Source organism: Herbaspirillum sp. VT-16-41 (genome assembly GCF_001994935.1).
GTDB lineage: Bacteria > Pseudomonadota > Gammaproteobacteria > Burkholderiales > Burkholderiaceae_D > Herbaspirillum > Herbaspirillum frisingense.
Window position 1 is genome coordinate 93613 of sequence record NZ_MUXB01000079.1, and the last position, 17708, is coordinate 111320.

The 17708-nt window shown below is 61.5% G+C and carries 17 protein-coding genes and 1 other RNA gene; 5 read left to right on the forward strand and 13 right to left on the reverse strand.

The genetic code is table 11. The annotated features are described in order from the left end of the window. Window positions 1–5 precede the first annotated feature (5 nt). From BTM36_RS05375 to BTM36_RS05385, 3 genes are all read right to left on the reverse strand, one after another. A complete protein-coding gene (locus BTM36_RS05375) occupies window positions 6–1196 on the reverse strand; it encodes an MFS transporter (RefSeq protein ID WP_139347087.1) in 1191 nt (396 codons plus the stop codon). Window positions 1197–1246: 50 nt separating this feature from the next. Beyond that, on the reverse strand, window positions 1247–1849 hold the full coding sequence (locus BTM36_RS05380) for a chalcone isomerase family protein (protein ID WP_077235482.1): 603 nt from the start codon (window positions 1847–1849) through the stop codon (window positions 1247–1249). A 144-nt stretch (window positions 1850–1993) separates the two neighbouring features. After that, entirely contained in the window at window positions 1994–2911 is a 918-nt protein-coding gene (locus tag BTM36_RS05385) for a LysR family transcriptional regulator (protein WP_077235483.1), read from the reverse strand. A gap of 129 nt (window positions 2912–3040) precedes the next feature. Here BTM36_RS05385 and BTM36_RS05390 point away from each other — a divergent pair, with 129 nt between their 5' ends. The 3 genes from BTM36_RS05390 to BTM36_RS05400 are packed head-to-tail and all read left to right on the forward strand — an operon-like array spanning window position 3041 to window position 5297. Next, on the forward strand, window positions 3041–3907 hold the full coding sequence (locus BTM36_RS05390; protein ID WP_077235484.1) for an intradiol ring-cleavage dioxygenase: 867 nt from the start codon (window positions 3041–3043) through the stop codon (window positions 3905–3907). Window positions 3908–3919: 12 nt separating this feature from the next. Beyond that, on the forward strand, window positions 3920–4987 hold the full coding sequence (locus BTM36_RS05395; protein ID WP_077235485.1) for a maleylacetate reductase: 1068 nt from the start codon (window positions 3920–3922) through the stop codon (window positions 4985–4987). Window position 4988: 1 nt separating this feature from the next. After that, window positions 4989–5297 carry a Dabb family protein gene (locus tag BTM36_RS05400; protein ID WP_039874383.1) on the forward strand — a complete coding sequence of 103 codons (309 nt, stop codon included), beginning with the start codon at window positions 4989–4991 and terminating at the stop codon, window positions 5295–5297. Window positions 5298–5305: 8 nt separating this feature from the next. Here BTM36_RS05400 and BTM36_RS05405 read toward each other — a convergent pair whose 3' ends face one another. After that, window positions 5306–6079 (reverse strand): SDR family oxidoreductase, encoded by a 774-nt coding sequence (locus tag BTM36_RS05405; RefSeq protein WP_077235486.1) that lies wholly within the window; start codon window positions 6077–6079, stop codon window positions 5306–5308. A gap of 119 nt (window positions 6080–6198) precedes the next feature. Here BTM36_RS05405 and BTM36_RS05410 point away from each other — a divergent pair, with 119 nt between their 5' ends. Together BTM36_RS05410 and BTM36_RS05415 are read left to right on the forward strand one after the other, a co-directional pair. After that, on the forward strand, window positions 6199–7113 hold the full coding sequence (locus BTM36_RS05410) for a LysR family transcriptional regulator (protein ID WP_077235487.1): 915 nt from the start codon (window positions 6199–6201) through the stop codon (window positions 7111–7113). Between the two features lie 249 nt (window positions 7114–7362). Further along, window positions 7363–8862, forward strand: coding sequence for an FAD-binding oxidoreductase (locus BTM36_RS05415; RefSeq protein WP_077235488.1), 1500 nt, complete (start codon window positions 7363–7365; stop codon window positions 8860–8862). Between the two features lie 398 nt (window positions 8863–9260). Here BTM36_RS05415 and BTM36_RS05420 read toward each other — a convergent pair whose 3' ends face one another. The 9 genes from BTM36_RS05420 to BTM36_RS29420 all read right to left on the reverse strand — a co-directional run bounded on the left by BTM36_RS05420 (window position 9261) and on the right by BTM36_RS29420 (window position 17681). Continuing rightward, window positions 9261–10721, reverse strand: a complete 1461-nt coding sequence (locus BTM36_RS05420; protein ID WP_077235489.1) for a class I SAM-dependent DNA methyltransferase — start codon at window positions 10719–10721, stop codon at window positions 9261–9263. Next, complete coding sequence (locus BTM36_RS05425; protein WP_077235490.1) at window positions 10718–11419, reverse strand: hypothetical protein; 702 nt, start codon at window positions 11417–11419, stop codon at window positions 10718–10720. Before BTM36_RS05425 ends, BTM36_RS05420 begins: the two co-directional genes overlap by 4 nt. Then, a complete protein-coding gene (locus BTM36_RS05430; RefSeq protein ID WP_077235491.1) occupies window positions 11412–12587 on the reverse strand; it encodes an AAA family ATPase in 1176 nt (391 codons plus the stop codon). The genes BTM36_RS05425 and BTM36_RS05430 overlap by 8 nt, the downstream gene beginning before the upstream one ends. Before the next feature lie 45 nt (window positions 12588–12632). Continuing rightward, window positions 12633–12863 (reverse strand): hypothetical protein, encoded by a 231-nt coding sequence (locus BTM36_RS05435; protein WP_139347083.1) that lies wholly within the window; start codon window positions 12861–12863, stop codon window positions 12633–12635. Window positions 12864–12919: 56 nt separating this feature from the next. Continuing rightward, the gene (locus BTM36_RS29250; RefSeq protein WP_256385234.1) at window positions 12920–13048 is read right to left on the reverse strand and encodes a hypothetical protein; all 129 of its coding nucleotides are present in this window, start codon (window positions 13046–13048) and stop codon (window positions 12920–12922) included. A 209-nt stretch (window positions 13049–13257) separates the two neighbouring features. After that, on the reverse strand, window positions 13258–13464 hold the full coding sequence (locus tag BTM36_RS05445) for a helix-turn-helix domain-containing protein (protein ID WP_077235493.1): 207 nt from the start codon (window positions 13462–13464) through the stop codon (window positions 13258–13260). Between the two features lie 225 nt (window positions 13465–13689). Continuing rightward, window positions 13690–14070: a transfer-messenger RNA gene (gene ssrA / locus BTM36_RS05450) on the reverse strand. A 189-nt stretch (window positions 14071–14259) separates the two neighbouring features. After that, on the reverse strand, window positions 14260–15783 hold the full coding sequence (locus BTM36_RS29415) for a DUF748 domain-containing protein (protein WP_306460529.1): 1524 nt from the start codon (window positions 15781–15783) through the stop codon (window positions 14260–14262). Next, a complete protein-coding gene (locus tag BTM36_RS29420; RefSeq protein ID WP_306460530.1) occupies window positions 15729–17681 on the reverse strand; it encodes a DUF748 domain-containing protein in 1953 nt (650 codons plus the stop codon). Before BTM36_RS29420 ends, BTM36_RS29415 begins: the two co-directional genes overlap by 55 nt. Window positions 17682–17708 lie beyond the last annotated feature (27 nt).

Here is a 17708-nt window from a genome sequence, read left to right on the forward strand (position 1 = left end):
ATGCGTCAAAAAGGATGCCTGCGCCCATAGCGGCTCAGTGCCACGAAGGCGCAGAGCTTGAGCAGGCAGGGCAGGGCGGCATAGACCAGGGGCAGGCTGGTGCCGGGGCCCTGGCCAGGGTGGTAATCCAGGGCCGACAGGATGGGGAGCGCGATGCCGGCCAGGGCCAGCGCCAGCTTGCCCAGCATGGTGAGGATGCCAAAGGCCGCGCCCACCGAGCCGCGCCCGGTGACGACCCGCGCCAGCAAGACCGGCGGCAGCAGCAGGTCGGCGCCCAGTGCGGCACCGGTGGCCAGGCACACGGCAAGGAAGGCTAGGCGATCGCCCGGCCCCAGCCACGCCGCGCCGATGAAGCCCGCGGTCGATAGCAGCATGGCCAGGCGCCAGCAGGCCACCGCGCCGACCTTGCGCGCCAGCGCACTCCACAGCGGCAGGCCCAGCGCGGCCGCGCCGAAATAGGCGGCCAGGAACAGGCCGGCGAGGGCCTTCTCCTGCAATTGATCTTCGATGAAGAACAGCGCCAGCGTGGCCGGAATGGCAGCCGACAGGGCATTGAGCAGATAGGGGGGCAACAGGGCGCGGAAGGCGCGATTGGCCCACAGGCTGGTCAGCGCCTGTCGCCACGGCTGCCCGGCTGCCACGGTGGGCGGCGCCGGCTGGCGCAGCAACAGCACTAGCGCCACGCCCAGCACGGCGGCAAAGAACAGGCAATACATATTGAGACGGGCCGTTACCTGCGCCGGGTCGGCGGCCAGGATGCCCACCGGCACCACGCTGGCAACGATCACCCCGACCAACCCGGCTGCCTCGCGCCAGGCCACGGCGCGCAGACCATCGTCAGGCAGGCGCGAGCCCCATGACAGGTAGGCGATGCTCAGCATGCTGTGCGCGCCATAGGCCAACACCAGCATGCCGACCAGCCAGGGCATGGCGGCCTGGGGCGTGGCGGGAGGATTCCACAGGCAGACGAAAGCCAGTGCCAGCACCAGCGCGGCCAGGCCCATCCAGCGCTTCTGGCGTTGCGCCGAGTGATCCAGCAGATGACCGAAGAGCGGGTCCTGCAGCATGTCCAGCAGGCGTGCGGCGAACAAGACCCACCCCAGCGGGGCCAGTGCCACGCCGACATGGCTGGCGTAATACGCCGGCAGCTGTACGAACAGCGGCAGCGCCGCCATCGCCAGCGGTGCGCCCAGCATACCGTAGGCCGGGTCGTGCCAGCGCCCGGGCAGGCGGGCGGTGCCTGCACTCAAGGCGTTTCCCCCAGCAGGCGGCGTCGCAGGCTGTCGTCACGGCTGGGCTGGCCGAGCCAGATATTGAAGAAGGCGCGTGCCAGTTCGGGATCGGCGATCTCGGCCAGCAGCTTGTTCCTGTCATAGAGCCGCATGCCACGTCGGGGCAGATAGACGCCCACCAGTTCATCGCCATCGGCGACATCGACGAAGGCGCGGCTGAGCTCGCTCTTCCAGCGCGCCAGCGTGGGGCCGGGGATCGGCGCCGGACTCATGCGCTGGATTTCGTCGATGGAGGTATTGGCCAGCCGGTCGCGGCTGATGCCGACCTTGTAATCCAGTTGCAGCGCGAAAGGCTGGTTGTCGTCCAGCGGGCGCTGCGGCGCCCACAGGGTGGCGTCATAGATGCGCAGGCCCAGCCAGCGCATGGTGCCGCTGCCCACTGTCTGCGCCTGCGGCAGCACTTCGCGCCAGGGTGGGGTGGCTTGCGGAGCGGCCTGCGCGAAGGCGGTCCCGGCCAGGGAGAGTTGCAGGCCGAGAGCGATGCCTGTCATCAGGCGCCGCCGGTAAGACGAAGACAGGGAGGCAAACAGGGTGAACAGGGCGGTAGCGATGGACATGCGGGTCATTCCTCAGGGCGAAGGTCGGGTGCACCAATGCGCGGCGCTTCACATGCTCGCTAGATTACTACCAAAGAAAGGCGAACGCTACTACTCGGTATTTTTTATTTACCAATCGGTATTATAGTGTTCGAGCCAGACCGTTCAGCGCGTCCATTTGCGCTCGTAGTCCATCTCCTCGAAGTGCTGGACCAGGAAATCGATGAACACCCGGACCTTGGCCGGCAGGTGCTTGCGCCCCTGGTAGGCGATATTGATGGTCAGGCGCGGCAGGTCCCAGTCATCCAGCACCGGCACCAGCCGGCCGGCGACGACGTCGTCGTAGATGATGTAATTGGGCTGGATCAGGATGCCCAGCCCCTCCAGCGCGGCGGCCCGGATGATCTGGCCGTCGTTGGATTGCATCAGGGCGCTGATCTCCAGCGTGCGTTCGCCGGCCTGACGGTGGTGAAAGCGCAGGCTGTTGGGCTGGTTGGCATGGCTGTAGACCAGCAGGTCGTGCGTGGCCAGGTCCTCCAGCGTGCGCGGTACGCCACGTGCGGCCAGGTAACCCGGAGCGGCGGCCAGGATGCGGCGGGTCGAGGCCAGGCGGCGCACGGCGATGTTGGAGTCCGGTTCGAACTCGCGGGTGCGGATGGCCACATCGATGCCACTGTCGAGCAGGTCGACATAGCGATTGGCCGCCACCAGGTCCAGCGTGATGTCCGGATAGAGCCGGTGAAAGCGCGGCAGGATGGGGCTGATGTGCTTCATGCAGAACGACAGCGAGGAGGTCACCCGCAGCATGCCGCTGGGCGCCACGCTATTGGCGTTGACCAGTTCCTCGGCCTCCTTCATCTGCACCAGGGCCGCCTTGCATTGGCGGTAGAAGGCTTCGCCGGTCTGGCTCAGCCCCAGGCGGCGCGTGCTGCGCTCCACCAGGCGTGCACCCAGGCGTTCTTCCAGCGCCGCCAGGCTGCGGCTGGCCGCGGCATTGGACATGCCCAGCACCTCTGCCGCACGCGACAGGCTGCCCAGCTCGGCTACCTGCACGAAGAGTTCGAATTGGCTCCAGCGGTCCACCCGGGTCTCCCGTCATGGCCGGGTGGAAAACAGTTTTCCACTTCCGGCATATATCCCTCCAAAAAACCGGCCTATATTAACGCCCAGCGGAAAAATCCGGACGATCCACCCAAAATAAGCGAGGAGACCATGCTCAACCTGAACGAAGACACCATCACCCAGGCCGTGCTGGCCCGCCATGCAGGCATGCCCGACGAGCGCCTGCGGCAGATCATGACCAGCCTGGTGCAGCACCTGCACGCCTTCGCCCGCGAGGTCAAGCTGACCGAGGAAGAATGGTTCGAGGGCATCCGGTTTCTCACCGAGACCGGCCAGATGTGTTCCGACAAGCGCCAGGAATTCATCCTCCTCTCCGACACCCTGGGCCTGTCCACGCTGGTGATGGCGCAGCAGAACCACAAGCCCGCCGGTTGCACCGAGGCCACGGTGTTCGGTCCTTTCCATGTCGAGAATTCACCGCGCTACGAACTGGGTGCCGACATCGCCAACGGCGCACGGGGCGAGCCCTGCTTTGTCAGTGGCAGTGTGCGCGGACTGGATGGGCAGCCGCTGGCCCATGCCACGCTGGAAGTCTGGCAGGCCGACGAGGATGGCTTCTACGACGTGCAGTATCCCGACCTGGACCAGCTGCAAGCCCGTGGCACCCTGCAGACCGACGCCCAGGGGCACTTCCATTTCCGCAGCATCCTGGCCAACTCCTATCCGATCCCGCATGATGGCCCGGTAGGGCGGATGCTGGACAAGCTGGGGCGGCATCCGTGGCGTCCGGCCCACCTGCACTTTCGCATCCGGGCCGAGGGCTATGAAACATTGATCACCCACGTGTTCCGCCGTGGCGACCACTACCTGGACTCGGATGCCGTGTTCGGCGTGCGTTCCACGCTGATTGCCGACTGGCCGCGCCATGAAGCGGGCATCGCCCCCGATGGCAGCCATTGCGAGCAGCCCTTCTACACGCTGCACTATGATTTCATCCTCAATCCCCAGCGCAACTGAACCGAGACCGCCATGCAAGCCTTTACCTACACCAGCGCTGCCGCCCGTGTGATCTTCGGCGCCGGCAGCCTGCAACATCTGGTCCGCGAAACCGAGCAGTTGGGCGCCCGCCGCGCGCTGGTGCTGTGCACCCCGGGCCAGCGTGCCGAGGCCGAACGCGTGGCCGCGCTGATCGGCGAGCGCTGCGCCGGCATCTTCGACCAGGCCGTCATGCATGTGCCCATCGAGACCGCGCGCCACGCCCGCGAAGTCGCCCGCGAACTGGAGGCCGACTGCGCCATCGCCATCGGCGGCGGTTCCACCATGGGCCTGGGCAAGGCCATCGCGCTGGAATCGGATTTGCCCATCCTGGCCATCCCGACCACCTATGCCGGCAGCGAGATGACGCCGATCTACGGCATCACCGAAGCCGGCCTCAAGAAGACCGGGCGCGATGTGCGCGTCTTGCCGCGCACGGTGATCTACGATCCCGAGTTGAGCCTGGGCCTGCCGCTGCCCTTGTCGGTCACCAGCGGCATCAATGCCATGGCGCATGCGGCCGAGGGTTTGTACGCGCCCGATGCCAATCCCATCATGTCGATGCTGGCCGAGGAGGGTATCCGCGCCCTGGCCGAAGGGCTGCCGCAGATCGTCCTGCGCGCCGATGACCTGGACGCCCGCAGCCAATGCCTGTACGGCGCCTGGCTGTGCGGGACGGTGCTGGGCAATGTCGGCATGTCGCTGCATCACAAGCTGTGCCACACGCTGGGCGGCAGCTACAACCTGCCGCATGCCGAGACCCACACCGTGATCCTGCCGCATGCACTGGCCTACAATGCGCCCGCCGCGCCGCAAGCCATGCAGCGCATCGCCCGCGCCCTCGGTAGCGAGGACGCGGCACAGGGCGTGCATGCGCTGGCGCGCGCGCTGCAGGCGCCGTTGTCGCTGCGCGAGCTGGGCATGCCCCATGAAGAGCTTGATCGCTGCACCGATATCGCCTTGCAGAATGCCTACGCCAATCCACGTCCGCTGGAGCGGGCTGCCTTGCGCGCCTTGCTGGAAAATGCCTGGCATGGCCATGCACCGGGTGCGGGGAACTGAGATGGCAGTTCGGCACATCGTGATGTGGGACATCCAGGGCGAGCGCGGTAGCGCGCCGCATCTGGCCAATGTCGAACAGGTCAGGCAAGCCTTCGAAGGGCTGGCCGGCCGCATTCCCGGCCTGCGCCATCTGGAGGTCGGCACCGACGTCAGTGGCGTCGATTACGCCTGTGACGTGGTGCTGGTCACTGAATTCGACAGTGCCGAGGCCTTGCGTGCCTATGCCGACCATCCCGCCCACCTGGCCGTGCGCCAGCAACTGGGCAGCCTGCGCATCGCGCGGCATCAGGTGGATTATCCGGTGCGCTGAGCGTGGGCTCAGACCATGCCGCCATTGGCGCGGATGGTCTGGCCGTTGATCCAGCCGCCGGCCGGGCTGACCAGGAAGGCCACCACCTCGGCGATATCGTCCGGCTGCGCCAGGCGTTCCAGCGGCGGCAGCTTGGCCAGGTGTTCGATCTGGGCCTCGGTCTTGTCCTTGAGGAAGAGATCGGTGGCGGTCGGTCCCGGCGCCACGGCATTGACGGTGATGCCGCGTCCGCGCAGTTCCTTGGCGAAGATGTTGGTCATGGCCTCCACCGCCGCCTTGGTGCCGGCATAGACCGAATAGCCGGGCAACGCCAGGGCCTTCACGCTGCTGGAAAAGTTGACGATGCGGCCACCGTCGCGTAGCCGTTTGGCGGCGATGCGCATGGTGTTGAAGCTTCCCTTGAGGTTGATGGCGATCAAGCGGTCGAAGAGCTCGTCATCGGTGTCGGCCAGCATGGTCAGGCCGGGCTGGATGATGCCGGCGTTATTGACCAGGAAGTCGACGCCACCGAAAAGCGTGCAAGCCTGATCAACCATGGCGGCCACCTGGGCCGGTACGGCGACATCGGCCTGGACGGCGGCAGCCCGTCCGCCGGCGGCTTCGATCCCGGCCACGACCGCGTCTGCGTCGGCCTTGCGACCGGCATAGTTGATGATGACGGCGATGCCGTCGGCCGCCAGGCGCCTGGCGATGGCCGCCCCGATGCCACGTGATGCGCCGGTGACGATGGCGACCTTGTTGCTGGAACGGGAGCCGGAAGCGGTATTGGCGATACTGGTCATGGTTTTTCTCCTGAATGGAAAGTCATTGGGACGGAACGGCATGGAAGAATCATCTCACCGGGATCGCTTCTGCTGTAGTCGTATAATCGACATATCGCTTATCCACTTATTGCATAGCCATGTTCGATGATCTGCTCCTGTTGCGCAGCTTCGTTGCCATCGTCGAATGCGGCAGCATCTCCGCGGCTGCACGGTCGCTGCAGATGGCCCAGCCGACCCTGAGCCGGCAGTTGAGTGCATTGGAACAGCAGTGCGGTGCCGAGCTGCTCAGGCGCGATACCCATCGCATGAGCCTGACCGAGACCGGCCAGCGCTTCCTGCATGATGCCCGTGCCATCATCGAACTGGCCGATGAAGCCCAGCAACGACTGAGGCTGGAACAGGGCGGACTGCAGGGCAACATCCGGGTGTTTTCCACCATCGACTTCGGGCAGACCGTGGTGAGTCGTCTCATCAGCAGTTTCATCCACGCCCACCCCGGCGTGACGATGGAACTGGCCTATTCGAACCGTCCGCTGCACATGATCGAGGAGGGCTGCGACGTTGGCATCATCGCTGGCGAGCTGACCGACGACCGGGTGGTGGCGCGCTCCCTGGGACAGATCCGCCGTCATGTGGTGGCGTCGCCCGGGCTGGTGGCGGCACACCGCCGCTGCCGTCGTCCGGAAGACCTGCAGGAATGGCCGTGGGTGATCCTCTCGTCCGCTACCTTTGGCGGTACGCGCGAGGTAACGCTGTATCGGGACGGGGAAGAAAGTCGCCTGCAGGTACGCCCGCTGCTGCAATCCGAAGGCGTGACCAGCCTGCGCGAAGCAGCGCGCATGGACCTCGGCGTGGCGGCGTTGCCGACCTGGCTGGTCGAGGAGGATCTGGTCTCCGGCCGGCTGGTGCGACTGCTACCGAAGTGGGAAGCCAGCACGCTGCCGGCGCACGTGGTCTATCCGGCGCGGCGCAACCTGCCGCTGCGGGCCAGGACCTTCGTGGACTTTGCGCTGGAGTACATGTCCACGGTCCTGACCTCGCCCAGGCGCTGAAAGGCCGCGCTGAAGGATTGCACGGAAGAGCTGCGTCCGCTGCCTCAGGAGTGCAGAGCTTCGCCCCAGAGATCCACCGGACCCAGGCGGTCAGCACTTTGCGTGGCCAGCATCCAGCCTGGATATTCCGGCGCTGCCGCTTTCCTCCCGCATCCGAGCGGGCGTTTCTGTGACGACATATTGCTGAGTTAGAATCGTTCGCCAAGACGTTATCAATACGTTGCTGAAAAAATTCACTTGGGGGGAAGAATGAGTTACTTCGAAAACCTGCCGCGTCGCAAATTTTTGCAGGCCGGGGCGGCATTGCTGTATGCGGGAAGTGTTCCTTCGGCGCTGCTCGCCGCGCCCGCGCTGCATTCCCCCAGAAACCTGCGAGCCCTGCGCAGCAGCATGCACGGCCGTCTGATCTTCCCGGGTGAAATGGGCTATGCAATGGCCGCTGCACCCAACAATGCCCGCTATGCCGACATCCTGCCGCGCGCCGTGGCGATGTGCGCCGACGCGCATGACGTCCAGCTGTGTCTGCGCTGGGCGGCCGACCATCGCGAGCCGTTTGCGATCCGCTCGGGCGGCCACAACTACGCTGGATTCTCCACCACCCGGGGCTTGCTGATCGACGTCAAGGCGATGAACAAGGTGTGGTACGACCTCGACAAGAACCGTGGCTACATCCAGGCCGGTGCCTGCAATCAGGATATGGCCGACGCTTTCAGCGGTACCAATTTCGCAATCCCCTCAGGTCGTTGCCCGACTGTGGGCGCCAGCGGCCTGGTGCTGGGCGGTGGCTGGGGTTTTTCCGCGACCCACGCGGGCCTGACCTGCGACAGCCTGGTGCAGACCGACCTGGTGCTGGCCAGCGGCAAGCAGGTCTCCGCCGATGCCGGCGGCGATTACAGCGACCTGTTCTGGGCGCTGCGCGGCGGGGGTGGCGGCAACTTTGGCGTCAACACCGCATTCAGCTTCGAATTGCATGAGGTCAAGGACGATGTGACCATCTTCAACATCGTGTGGCCGGGCGAGAAGCAGGTCGAATTGCTGCTTGCCCTGCAGGCGATCCAGAACGAGCACGCGCAGCATATCTCCACCCGCACCAAGGCCTATCCCAGCGCGCCAGGTGCGTATCCGAAGCGCGACCAGCTGCTGGTGACCACCTTGGGCCAGTTCTTCGGTCCGCGCGAAAAGGCGCTGGAAGTGCTGGCACCGGCGCTCAGTATGGTCAAACCGATCAAGCAGGACATCCGCCAGATGAGCTACTGGCAAGCACGCGACTACCTCATCACCGATGATCCGAATGGCATGTACGATCTGCGTTCGAGCTACGTCGCCGACAAGCTGCCGCCGGAAGCGCTGGAAACCATGCTGCGCTGGATGATGAAATGGCCCGGCGGCTCGCTGCTGCCGCAGAACATGGGCATCCTGTTCGCCATCGGCGGCAAGGTCAGGGAGGTGGCGGCGGACGCCACCGCGTATGTGCACCGCAATGCCAATTACATCTTCGAGATGGAGAGTGCCTGGGCGCCGATCGATCATCCTGACACGGTGCGCCGGCAACAGGCATGGCTGGCCGCTTACTTCGAGGACATGCAGTGCTATATGCTGCCGCAGTCCTACGTGAATTTCCCCAGCCGGAACCTGCCCCACTGGGCCAAGGCCTATTACGGCGGCAATCTGACACGACTGATGCGGGTGAAGAGAAAGTACGATCCCGAGAAGCTGTTCACGTTCGAGCAAAGCATACCGTTTGTATGACCTGCTCCCGGAAGTTGGACAGTTCAGAACTAGAGACGAGCTGCCGACGCAGGTCAAAGACACCAGCTGTGGCTTTAGCCTTAGCTGCTTAAGGTGAGCTGGTTTCGCTGGGTCATTTCACCAACAGTATGCGGCGTGATTTCAGGATGTGGAGGATTCGTGAGGTCGGTCGGCAGCGGCAAGGGGTCTGTGGTTTTGCAATGAAAAATTCCCTAAGTGTTTGACTGATAAGGGTTTTTAATGTGCTTGAGATGAGCTGAAAATGTGTATGGTGACGAATGGTTGATCGAGTGCCGATCAACCTCCTTAGCAAATGAATATGGGCGCGGTTAGCTGCTGACTGGTGCCAGCCATCCTGAATTTCTGGATAGTTCCAACGCGTGCAGCACCCAAAAGATTCAGCTGCTCCGCAGGCCCGCCGCTACATCCCGGAACGATGCCAATGCTGCTTCCAGATGCTCAATGATCTCCTGCTGCAAAACGTCCGGCGGCGGTAGATCGTCGAGGTTGTCCAGGCTGTCGTCCTTGAGCCAGAAGATGTCCAGACTGCCCTTGTCGCGTGCCATCAATTCCTCATAATTGAAGAACTTGAACCGTTCGGTAGCCACGCGCTTGTGGCGATTTTCCGGGTTGTAGCAGGTGATGAAATCCTGCAGATCGTCTAACTTGAGCGTGCGCGTCTTCAACGTGAAATGCTTGTTGGTGCGCAAATCGTAGAACCAAATACCCTTGGTGTGGATTTTTCCGTCCTTGGGTTTGGCATCGAAGAACACCACGTTGGCCTTTACGCCCTGTGCGTAGAAGATGCCCGTAGGTAAACGCAGCACCGTGTGCACATCGCAGTTCTCCAGCAACTTACGTCGGATCTTTTCGCCTGCGCCGCCTTCAAAGAGCACATTGTCAGGTAACACCACGGCCGCTTTGCCATCCACCTTGAGCATGCTGACGATGTGTTGCAGGAAGTTGAGCTGCTTGTTCGACGTGGTTTCCCAGAAGTCCTGCCGCTCGTAGGTCAGCGCCTCCTTGTCTTCCTCACCTTCTTCATTGGTGATGGTCATGCTGCTCTTCTTGCCAAATGGCGGGTTGGCCAGCACGTAATCCACTTTGCGCTTGGGCTCGGAGATCAGGGCATCAGAGCGATCAATAGAGGGTTCACCTTCCAATTCGCCAATGTTGTGCAGGAACAGGTTCATCAAGCACATGCGGCGGGTGTTAGGCACGATTTCATTGCCGAAGAAGGTTTGGTAGCGCAGGAATTCTTTCTGGCGCTTGTTCAGCTTGGCATCCGGGCGCGTCAGCCAGTTATAGGCACCCAAGAAAAAACCGCCCGTACCGCAGGCAGGATCGGCAATCGTTTTCATGGGTTCGGGTCGCACGCAGGCAACCATGGCTTCGATCAACGCCCGTGGCGTGAAATACTGGCCTGCGCCACTCTTGGTGTCTTCGGCATTCTTCTGCAGCAAACCTTCGTACAGATCGCCCTTGGTGTCCGCGTCCAGGCTGATCCAGCTTTCGGCATCAATCAACTGCAATAGACGTGAGAGCTTGGCTGGGTCCTGAATCTTGTTCTGGGCCTTGAAAAAGATTGCGCCCAGCATGCCCGGCTCGTTGCCCAGCTTGTGTAGCGTGGCGAGGTATTGCGCCTCAAGTGGTTCGCCAACCTTGGATGTCAGGCTGGACCAGTCAAAGCCTTTTGGGATGTGAGTATCACGGTTGTAGGGCTCTTGCGCGTATTCGTGCGCCAGCTTCAGAAAGAGCAGGTAGGTGAGCTGTTCGAGGTAATCGCCATAGCCCACGCCATCGTCGCGCAAGGTGTGGCAAAAATTCCAGACTTTCTGGACGAGGGTATTCGTGTTCATGGGGAAAGCGCCTGTGCAATTGGTTGAATGCGTTGTTCAAACACGCAGGCTTGCGTGCAATGGTCTTTTACTTGCTGCCATTTCTGGGTGATAGCCTCGGCGCGCGACCTGTATTCACGAACCGATTTCTTGATCTTTTGCCCTTTGGGCAATTGCGACAAAGCCCTTTCAAGATCGAGACGGCATTCCAAACCAGTCAGCAAGACATGTTCGCTAGGCAGTGCGGCCGCAGCCAACCAGGCATCGCTGGCTTTGGAGGGGATGCAAAGCAAGCTCTTTGGTCCGGCTGCGGCAATGCCCAGCCAACTCAGTAGCACCATTTCCAATGCGGCCACCGTATCCACGGGGGGCGGGCACGGTCGGTCGCACGGTAATGCTTGTAGGTTAGCCGCTGCTTGCTCTACTGCGGGACCACAGTCTGCATACTGCCTGCCTGCAACATCTGCATCCAGATGGATGATTACCAAATCAAATACCGACAGCGTGGCATCCGTTTCGATGCTAGCTGCTCCGCGCAAGCGGAACTCCTGACACCACTTGAATACACCGCCCCAGCCACCACCCATTTCCGGGCGAGTAGGTTCCGGCTGCAGTTGAGTGAGCACAAACGGTCGCTGCAGAACGGACTTAAGGGCAGCTTCAATGATGATGAAATCGGTGGGGCCTTCGGAAATCAAGGCAATCCTAGGATCAGACATTCGGCATAGCCCCCAGGTTACCCATTAACCACAGGCGCGAAAGCGGATAATTGGCGTTCATCCTCAGCAATTCCTCACTGAGTTCAATACGGCGGATAACCGTGTGGCCTTCACTGTTGCGCTCAACAGCAAACAACCTGACTTCTGAGTCGCTCAAATTCAGTCCATCCAGCACAGCGGGGTTATGCGCCGTAAACAGCAATTGCCGGGATGAATCTGCACGCGCCAGCCATCCTGCTAACTTGGCAGTCAGACGTGCAACCAAGCGCGGATTCAGAGCCTGATCGAGGTTGTCAATGGCCAACATCTTTGGCGCATGCGGCGATAGGCACAAGATGGCGCAGAACAACACATACAACGCCCCTTCGCTGGCATCGTAGGCCGTCAGCGTGTTGCGGCTCTTTCGCATAAAGCGGTCGGTGAATTTCAACACATCTTTGGTACGGGCAACGGATGGTGAGAGCAAGGCGCCCGCAGAGGTTGTAGTCTGAATGTCGGCAACCCAGTCCATCAATTCAAAGATGTCATCCAGCAAGTCTTCGTCATGATCGAGGATGGTTTTGCGAAACTCAGCAAAAGCTTCCGCCAAGCTTCCACCAGACAGGCCCAGAGGGTTGCGAGATTGCGGGTCACTGACCATGGCACGCAGCGTCGGAGTGTTGGGCGAGTAAATCGCGAACGTTTGCAACGTCTGCATCAATATGGCTGCAGGGCTATCAACCGGCACTTCAACCAGTTTCAGCGCAGCCAGTCCAGCGGTGGGTGTCAGGTTGCGCCTATTTCGTACGCCATCCGAGACGATTTCCTCCGCGCCCGCAGTTAGTCGCTCGGTTTTGAATGACCAAGCAGGCTCTGGGTTTTCCAAAGGATTGAGCAAGGAAACGCGATAGCTTGCGCCTTCGCTTTGCGCTTGAATGCCGATATGCACCGGTACTTTGGCGGATTCGAACGACGTTTTGTACAAACGGGGAACGCCCGGTCGCACACCGCGACGTAACAACGATTCGTCATCTGCTTTGCCGCTCGCCGCGGCGCTCAAAACGCCGATAGCTTCCAGCACATTGCTTTTGCCCACACCATTGGCTCCGATGAAGCAGTTCACACGCCCCAGTTCAATGGTTTGCGAAACAATGGACTTGAAACCATCAATTTGGATTGATCGAATCATGGTGTACTCCTGATGAGGGCTGGGATGAACTCTAGTTGTAGTGGGTTAAATGCTTGTTTCATGCATATCCTTAGTCTTCCGACCACGCGGCTTTTTCCCTAACACCTGCGCAGTCCGCTCGGCACGGATGCGTTCCAGTAGCAGGCTAGCAGGTTCGTCGGCTGGGTCTTGCGGTACTAATTCGCCAGTAAAAGCGGCGCGCAGGATATTTTGACGTTGGGCAGTAGTTTGTTTGAGGGAGATATCGATTGTCTGGCCTTGTTCGTCCGTTGCCACTAACTGCGCCTTTAGCACACTAATAATCTCGATCTGCTCGTCGACCGAAGGTAGAGCTACGGGTATTCGCGCACCGCTACACCCACCGCTGCGCCGAGGTTGAGTTGCTTCATGTCTTGTACAACCCAGCCGGCTTGTTCCAGTTTCAGGTCGATCTGCTGACGTGCTTTGGTTTCTGGTGTCATATGAGTTCCCCTCTCACTGAGCTCAGGTCTATCGCCCCTCTTTACTGCTCTCGGTCGATAGAAGCTTTTGATTGATTGGCCCAGAGCCGCTGTACGGCCCAGGTTCTATCGGCTATCGATCGCAGATATTGCACACGTCGTCCGATAGCATTTCCATGTCATGGCCCCACTGCGCCGCCAGCGATTGTTGATCCGTTCCCCTGGTGGATTCAATTTTGGTCTCTCGCGTTTTGGATCTCATCATCGGCGCCGCCTGCATGTACCCATTGATCTACATTAGAAAACTGGCATTTCCAAAGCCGCCCGATCTTGAGCACGGGCAGGCCTTTCTGCTCGCGCCAGCGGCAGACGGCTTCCTTCACTACGCCCAAATATCGGGCAACATCGATGGCAGTGACCCACGGTTCGGAGTTGATGGCATTGGTGTTTAGCTTGAAGCGTCAAAGTCGTTTTAAATCGTCGCAAGTCTATCAGACAGGATAGCGGCTGCCACGCTGAGACGCTTTGACCTATCAGGCTCGATTTTCCGTTGAGCAGGTCTTTTAGTGGAGCGTTGTTATGAGCGTAGGAGCTAATCAACGAATATTGGGTACGATCTACATAAAACACAAAAAAGCCCCGGACGAGCCGGGGCTTTGTATTGGTGGAGCCGGCGGGAATCGAACCCGCGTCCAGAAGCACTCTACAGACAGTTCTACATGCGTAGTGCAGTCAATTGGTTTTGATCCTGGCGACGCGGACGCACACGCTTCGACAGGACGAGTTACCTTGGATTTAATGACGTATCAAGTAACCCGATACGCCACGATTCCCTGTAAATGACTCTACCGCTGTTGCCAGCACACCCCAGGGAAGAAGTGCTGTAGAGCTAGAAGTTTCTTAGGTTTCTAGGTGCGATTTACGCTGCGAGAGCGTAAGATTCGTCGTTTGCATTTAAGCAGTTCCGGATGGATTAACGAGGTAACCAGTCCTCGGCATGCCCTGTTCCGCTTTGCAACCCCTGTCGAAACCAAGTCGGCCCCGTGAGTGTTGAAGCTTCGCAAATCCAGCTGGGCGCTTGAACCTGCGTATTACGCTTGCCTCCCGCTAGAGAGGCGCCCGCTTTTCGGCGGGAGGTAAATTATAACCTACTCCTTGTTGTATGGGCGTGGCCGGGCTTTTCAAGGTCCGGGGTCCATTCCGTTCATCCATTCATCCGTTCATTCATCCAATCACTGGATCGTCAGTTCCACCCGCGCCTTGGGCTCCTTGGCTGGAATGCCGGTGCCGTCCAGCCGTGGGGCGATCAGGAAGATGCGCGCCGGGTCGATCACGCTTTGCTCCTGCAGGTAATTGCGCACCTGGTCGGCACGACGCTGGGCCAGATTGCGCAGATCATCCTGGGTGACCTCGGTATGTTCCAGGATCATCTTTTCCATCTCTTCCGGCGGTAAGGACTTGGACAACCCGATCATGTTGCGCGGCTTGTCGAACTTGCTGTCCTTGTAGACGCGCTCCAGATACTTGCCGCGCTCGGCCGGGCTGATGCGCACCGGGCCGGAGGGCTGGCCTTCGCGGGCGATCAGGTCGGCGCGTTTCAGGCCGCGCATCTTGCGTTCCAGGGCTTCCTGGCGCAGGCCCTGGTCATCGACCTGAGGATCGACGCGGCCGGTGATGTCGAGCTTGATGCCGGGGCGTTCGTGCAGGACATAGCCCAGCGCATCGAGCTTCTTGCGGACCTCGTCGGTGACCTCGGAAGAGCCCGGCGCGAACTCGATATAGCGTAGTTCGCCGATGTGCTCGTCGGCACGGAACATCGATCCGATGAGGGCAAAGGGCGAGGTGACGGCCTTGACGATCAGATTCACGAAGACCCGTACGATGATGCCGCCGACCGAGAACTCGGGGTCGGAGAGCGAGCCTGAGATCGGCAGGTTGAGATTGATATTGCCGTCACGGTCCTTGAGCAGCGATACCGCCAGCATGACCGGCAGCTTGGTGGCGTCGGGGCTGTCCACGCGTTCGCCGAAGGTCAGCTGTTCGATGCGCAGGTCGTTCTGGGCGACCAGCTTGTCGTTCTCGATCTTGTATTGCACGTCCATGGACAGCTTGCCCTTGGTGATCGGATAGCCGGCATACTTGGCGGAGTACGGTGTCAGGCGCGGCAGTTGCACGCCGTTGGCGCTGGCCTTGAGATCCAGGTACATAGGCTTGAACAAGGGATTGAGCGAGCCGGAAATCTGCAGCGGGGCATCGTTGTCGATCTTGCCGCTGATGTTGACGGGAGCGGGCTGCGGTTTCTCCGAGGAGATCTGGCCGATGGTGCCGGCCAGGCCAGTCATGTTGGCGGTGTAGTTGGGTTTGACGAAGTTGTCGGTGTAGTTGATGTTGCCGCCTTCCAGGACCACCTGACCGATGCGTACGATGGGGGCATCAGCGGAGGCGGCCGGCGTGGTTACCGGGGCGGTGGAGGTGGTCTTGCGGGAGCTGCCGGTGTTGCCCGCGTTGCCGGGCTTGGCCTCCTTGGTGTCCTTCTTGCTGTCGTCGGTGATCGAGCCCTGTTCCTGGGCGTCGGCCACGACGATGTCCTGCAGGTTCAGGCGGCCCTTGTCGGAGAGGATGGCGCGGGCGTAGAAGTTGGACAGGGTAATCTTCTCCAGCGCCACTTGCGTGCGTCCCCCCAGTTTGGCCTGGATGCCACTCACGGCCAGGGTACGCCAGCGCAGGAAGTCGGTGGAGGTGACCTTGTCCTGCATGCGCAGGTTGGTGACGGCAGCCTCGCCCTTGTCTCCAGCGGCGGCGTGACGGCCAGCTTGCCCTTGGCGCTGACCAGGCCGCTACTGAAGGTCACGTTGAGGACATTGGTGAAGTAGTGCTGGAAGGGCGTGATGGGCAGGTCCTTGACGTCCAGGTCGAGGTCCAGCTGCTTCAGGTGGGGCGCAGCCTGGCCGCTCAGTTCGGCACCGCCGGCTTTGTCGAAGCGTGCCTGCAGCTTGAAGGGGATGGGCTGGTCCAGCGTGTCGCTGAGATTTTTCGCCTGCAATGACAGGGACTGCAGGCTGATCGGCTGGGCGCCCTTGCCGGGCGGCGTCAGGCGCAGGTCGGCCAGGTCCACGCTGGTGTCGTCGAGCTTGATGTGCCCATCGCGCAGTTGCAGGGTGGAGTTACCGGAGAGCTTGCCGGCGATGTCGGTGACGGGGCTGCGCGCCAGGTAGTTGCGGTAGGCGGCAAGGTCGATGCGTTCCATCTTGAGCTGGCCATTGACCTGCGCCTTGAGCGGCTGGACCTGACCGTCGAAGGCCAGCGTGCCGTGACCGTTTTCCGTCACCGACAGGTTCAGTTGGGCGGGCTTGGCATCGACGGCGGTCGACAGGCCGGTGGCATTGAGCTCCAGTTTGGAGAGCTTGATGTCCTGCGCCGGGCTGGCGTTGGCCTGGTCACGCCAGTGGATGTCGCCGCCGTTTACTTTCAGTTGTTGCAGGACGATCGGGGCCGCTGGTGCGGGTGTCGCCGGTGCAGCCGGAGTCGCCGGTGCCGGTGTGCTGGCCTGCGCTGGCGTGGCGCCCGGTTTGGCCGGCGCCTTGCTGTTGCTGGTACCGCTGCCGAGGGCGCGCAACCAGTTGATTTCGCCGCGGGCATTCATGTCGACCCAGACTTGCGGCTGTTCCAGGCTGACCTGGCTGATCTCGCCGCTGGCGGCCAGCAGGTCGAATTGTCCGAGCTGCACGGCCAGTGACTTGGCCTTGAGCAGCGGGGCCTTGGCCTTGTCCTGCAAGGAAATGTCATCGATCCGGATATCACCGGCCAGGGTCACAGTGGGCTTGTCTTCCTTGCGACTGAAGCCCAGGTCCAGCCTGGTGGTGAGTTTGGCGCTCTGGACGGCCAGGGGCAGTTCGGCGGGGACGAAGGGTAGGTAGCTGACCAGGTCCAGCTGGTCGATGTCGATGGCGAATGCCGATTCCTGCGACGAGGTGAAGGGTTTGCTGCGACCCTTCAGGTGCAGCGGCGTGCCGTTGATGGTGGCGGCAAGTTGCGGCTGCACGAAACTGTCGATGTTGCCGGGCAGGTTGGAGATGAAGGGCAGGCCGAGTTGTAGGGCGGCGATGTCGATGTTTTTGCCGCTAACCTTGTCTTCGAAGTGGATTGCGCCATCCTGCAATTGCACGTTGGCCAGCGAGAAGCGGGCCTGGCCTTCGCTCTTGGGCTGTGCAGCCAGACGGTCGAGGATGTCGGAGAAGTTGTAGTGGCCGCTGCCATTGGCGTCCAGGCGGATGACATGCAGTTGCGGAGTGGTCAGCTTGATCTCATCCAGTACCGGTGCCATGCGTAGCAGTGAGGCCGAGGAGGCGTCCACCAGCAATGATTGGGCGCTGAAGAAGGCACTCTTGCCGTCGGCTTCGAAGAGCGTGATATCGGAGGCCCGCAGCGCCAGCCGGAAGGGATTGAAGCTGATCTCGCCGATAGAGAGCTTGCGGCCGATCTGGGCCTGGGTCTGATCGACGGCGATCTTGCGCACCAGCGCCGGCAGGGCGGCCCAGCTGAGGGCGGCCAGCACCAGCAGGACGACCAGGATCCAGCCCAGCCATCTGAGGGGGCGGCGCAGACGCTGCCATGCGGGGTGCTGGGTGAAAGAGGCGGTGCCCGGCTTGGTCATTGCGGTTTTCCCTTGTCGGTGCCGGCC

Excerpts from the sequence above, each read along its gene's own strand:
- BTM36_RS29250 (WP_256385234.1), bottom strand. The coding sequence starts at position 13,048 with ATGACACCAGAAACCAAAGCACGTCAGCAGATCGACCTGAAACTGGAA.
- BTM36_RS05420 (WP_077235489.1), bottom strand. The coding sequence starts at position 10,721 with ATGAACACGAATACCCTCGTCCAGAAAGTCTGGAATTTTTGCCACACC.
- BTM36_RS05425 (WP_077235490.1), bottom strand. The coding sequence starts at position 11,419 with ATGTCTGATCCTAGGATTGCCTTGATTTCCGAAGGCCCCACCGATTTC.
- BTM36_RS05395 (WP_077235485.1), top strand. The coding sequence starts at position 3,920 with ATGCAAGCCTTTACCTACACCAGCGCTGCCGCCCGTGTGATCTTCGGC.
- BTM36_RS05415 (WP_077235488.1), top strand. The coding sequence starts at position 7,363 with ATGAGTTACTTCGAAAACCTGCCGCGTCGCAAATTTTTGCAGGCCGGG.
- BTM36_RS05430 (WP_077235491.1), bottom strand. The coding sequence starts at position 12,587 with ATGATTCGATCAATCCAAATTGATGGTTTCAAGTCCATTGTTTCGCAA.
- BTM36_RS05375 (WP_139347087.1), bottom strand. The coding sequence starts at position 1,196 with ATGCTGGGCGCACCGCTGGCGATGGCGGCGCTGCCGCTGTTCGTACAG.
- BTM36_RS29420 (WP_306460530.1), bottom strand. The coding sequence starts at position 17,681 with ATGACCAAGCCGGGCACCGCCTCTTTCACCCAGCACCCCGCATGGCAG.
- BTM36_RS05380 (WP_077235482.1), bottom strand. The coding sequence starts at position 1,849 with ATGTCCATCGCTACCGCCCTGTTCACCCTGTTTGCCTCCCTGTCTTCG.
- BTM36_RS05405 (WP_077235486.1), bottom strand. The coding sequence starts at position 6,079 with ATGACCAGTATCGCCAATACCGCTTCCGGCTCCCGTTCCAGCAACAAG.
- BTM36_RS05400 (WP_039874383.1), top strand. The coding sequence starts at position 4,989 with ATGGCAGTTCGGCACATCGTGATGTGGGACATCCAGGGCGAGCGCGGT.
- BTM36_RS29415 (WP_306460529.1), bottom strand. The coding sequence starts at position 15,783 with ATGCAGGACAAGGTCACCTCCACCGACTTCCTGCGCTGGCGTACCCTG.
- BTM36_RS05390 (WP_077235484.1), top strand. The coding sequence starts at position 3,041 with ATGCTCAACCTGAACGAAGACACCATCACCCAGGCCGTGCTGGCCCGC.
- BTM36_RS05410 (WP_077235487.1), top strand. The coding sequence starts at position 6,199 with ATGTTCGATGATCTGCTCCTGTTGCGCAGCTTCGTTGCCATCGTCGAA.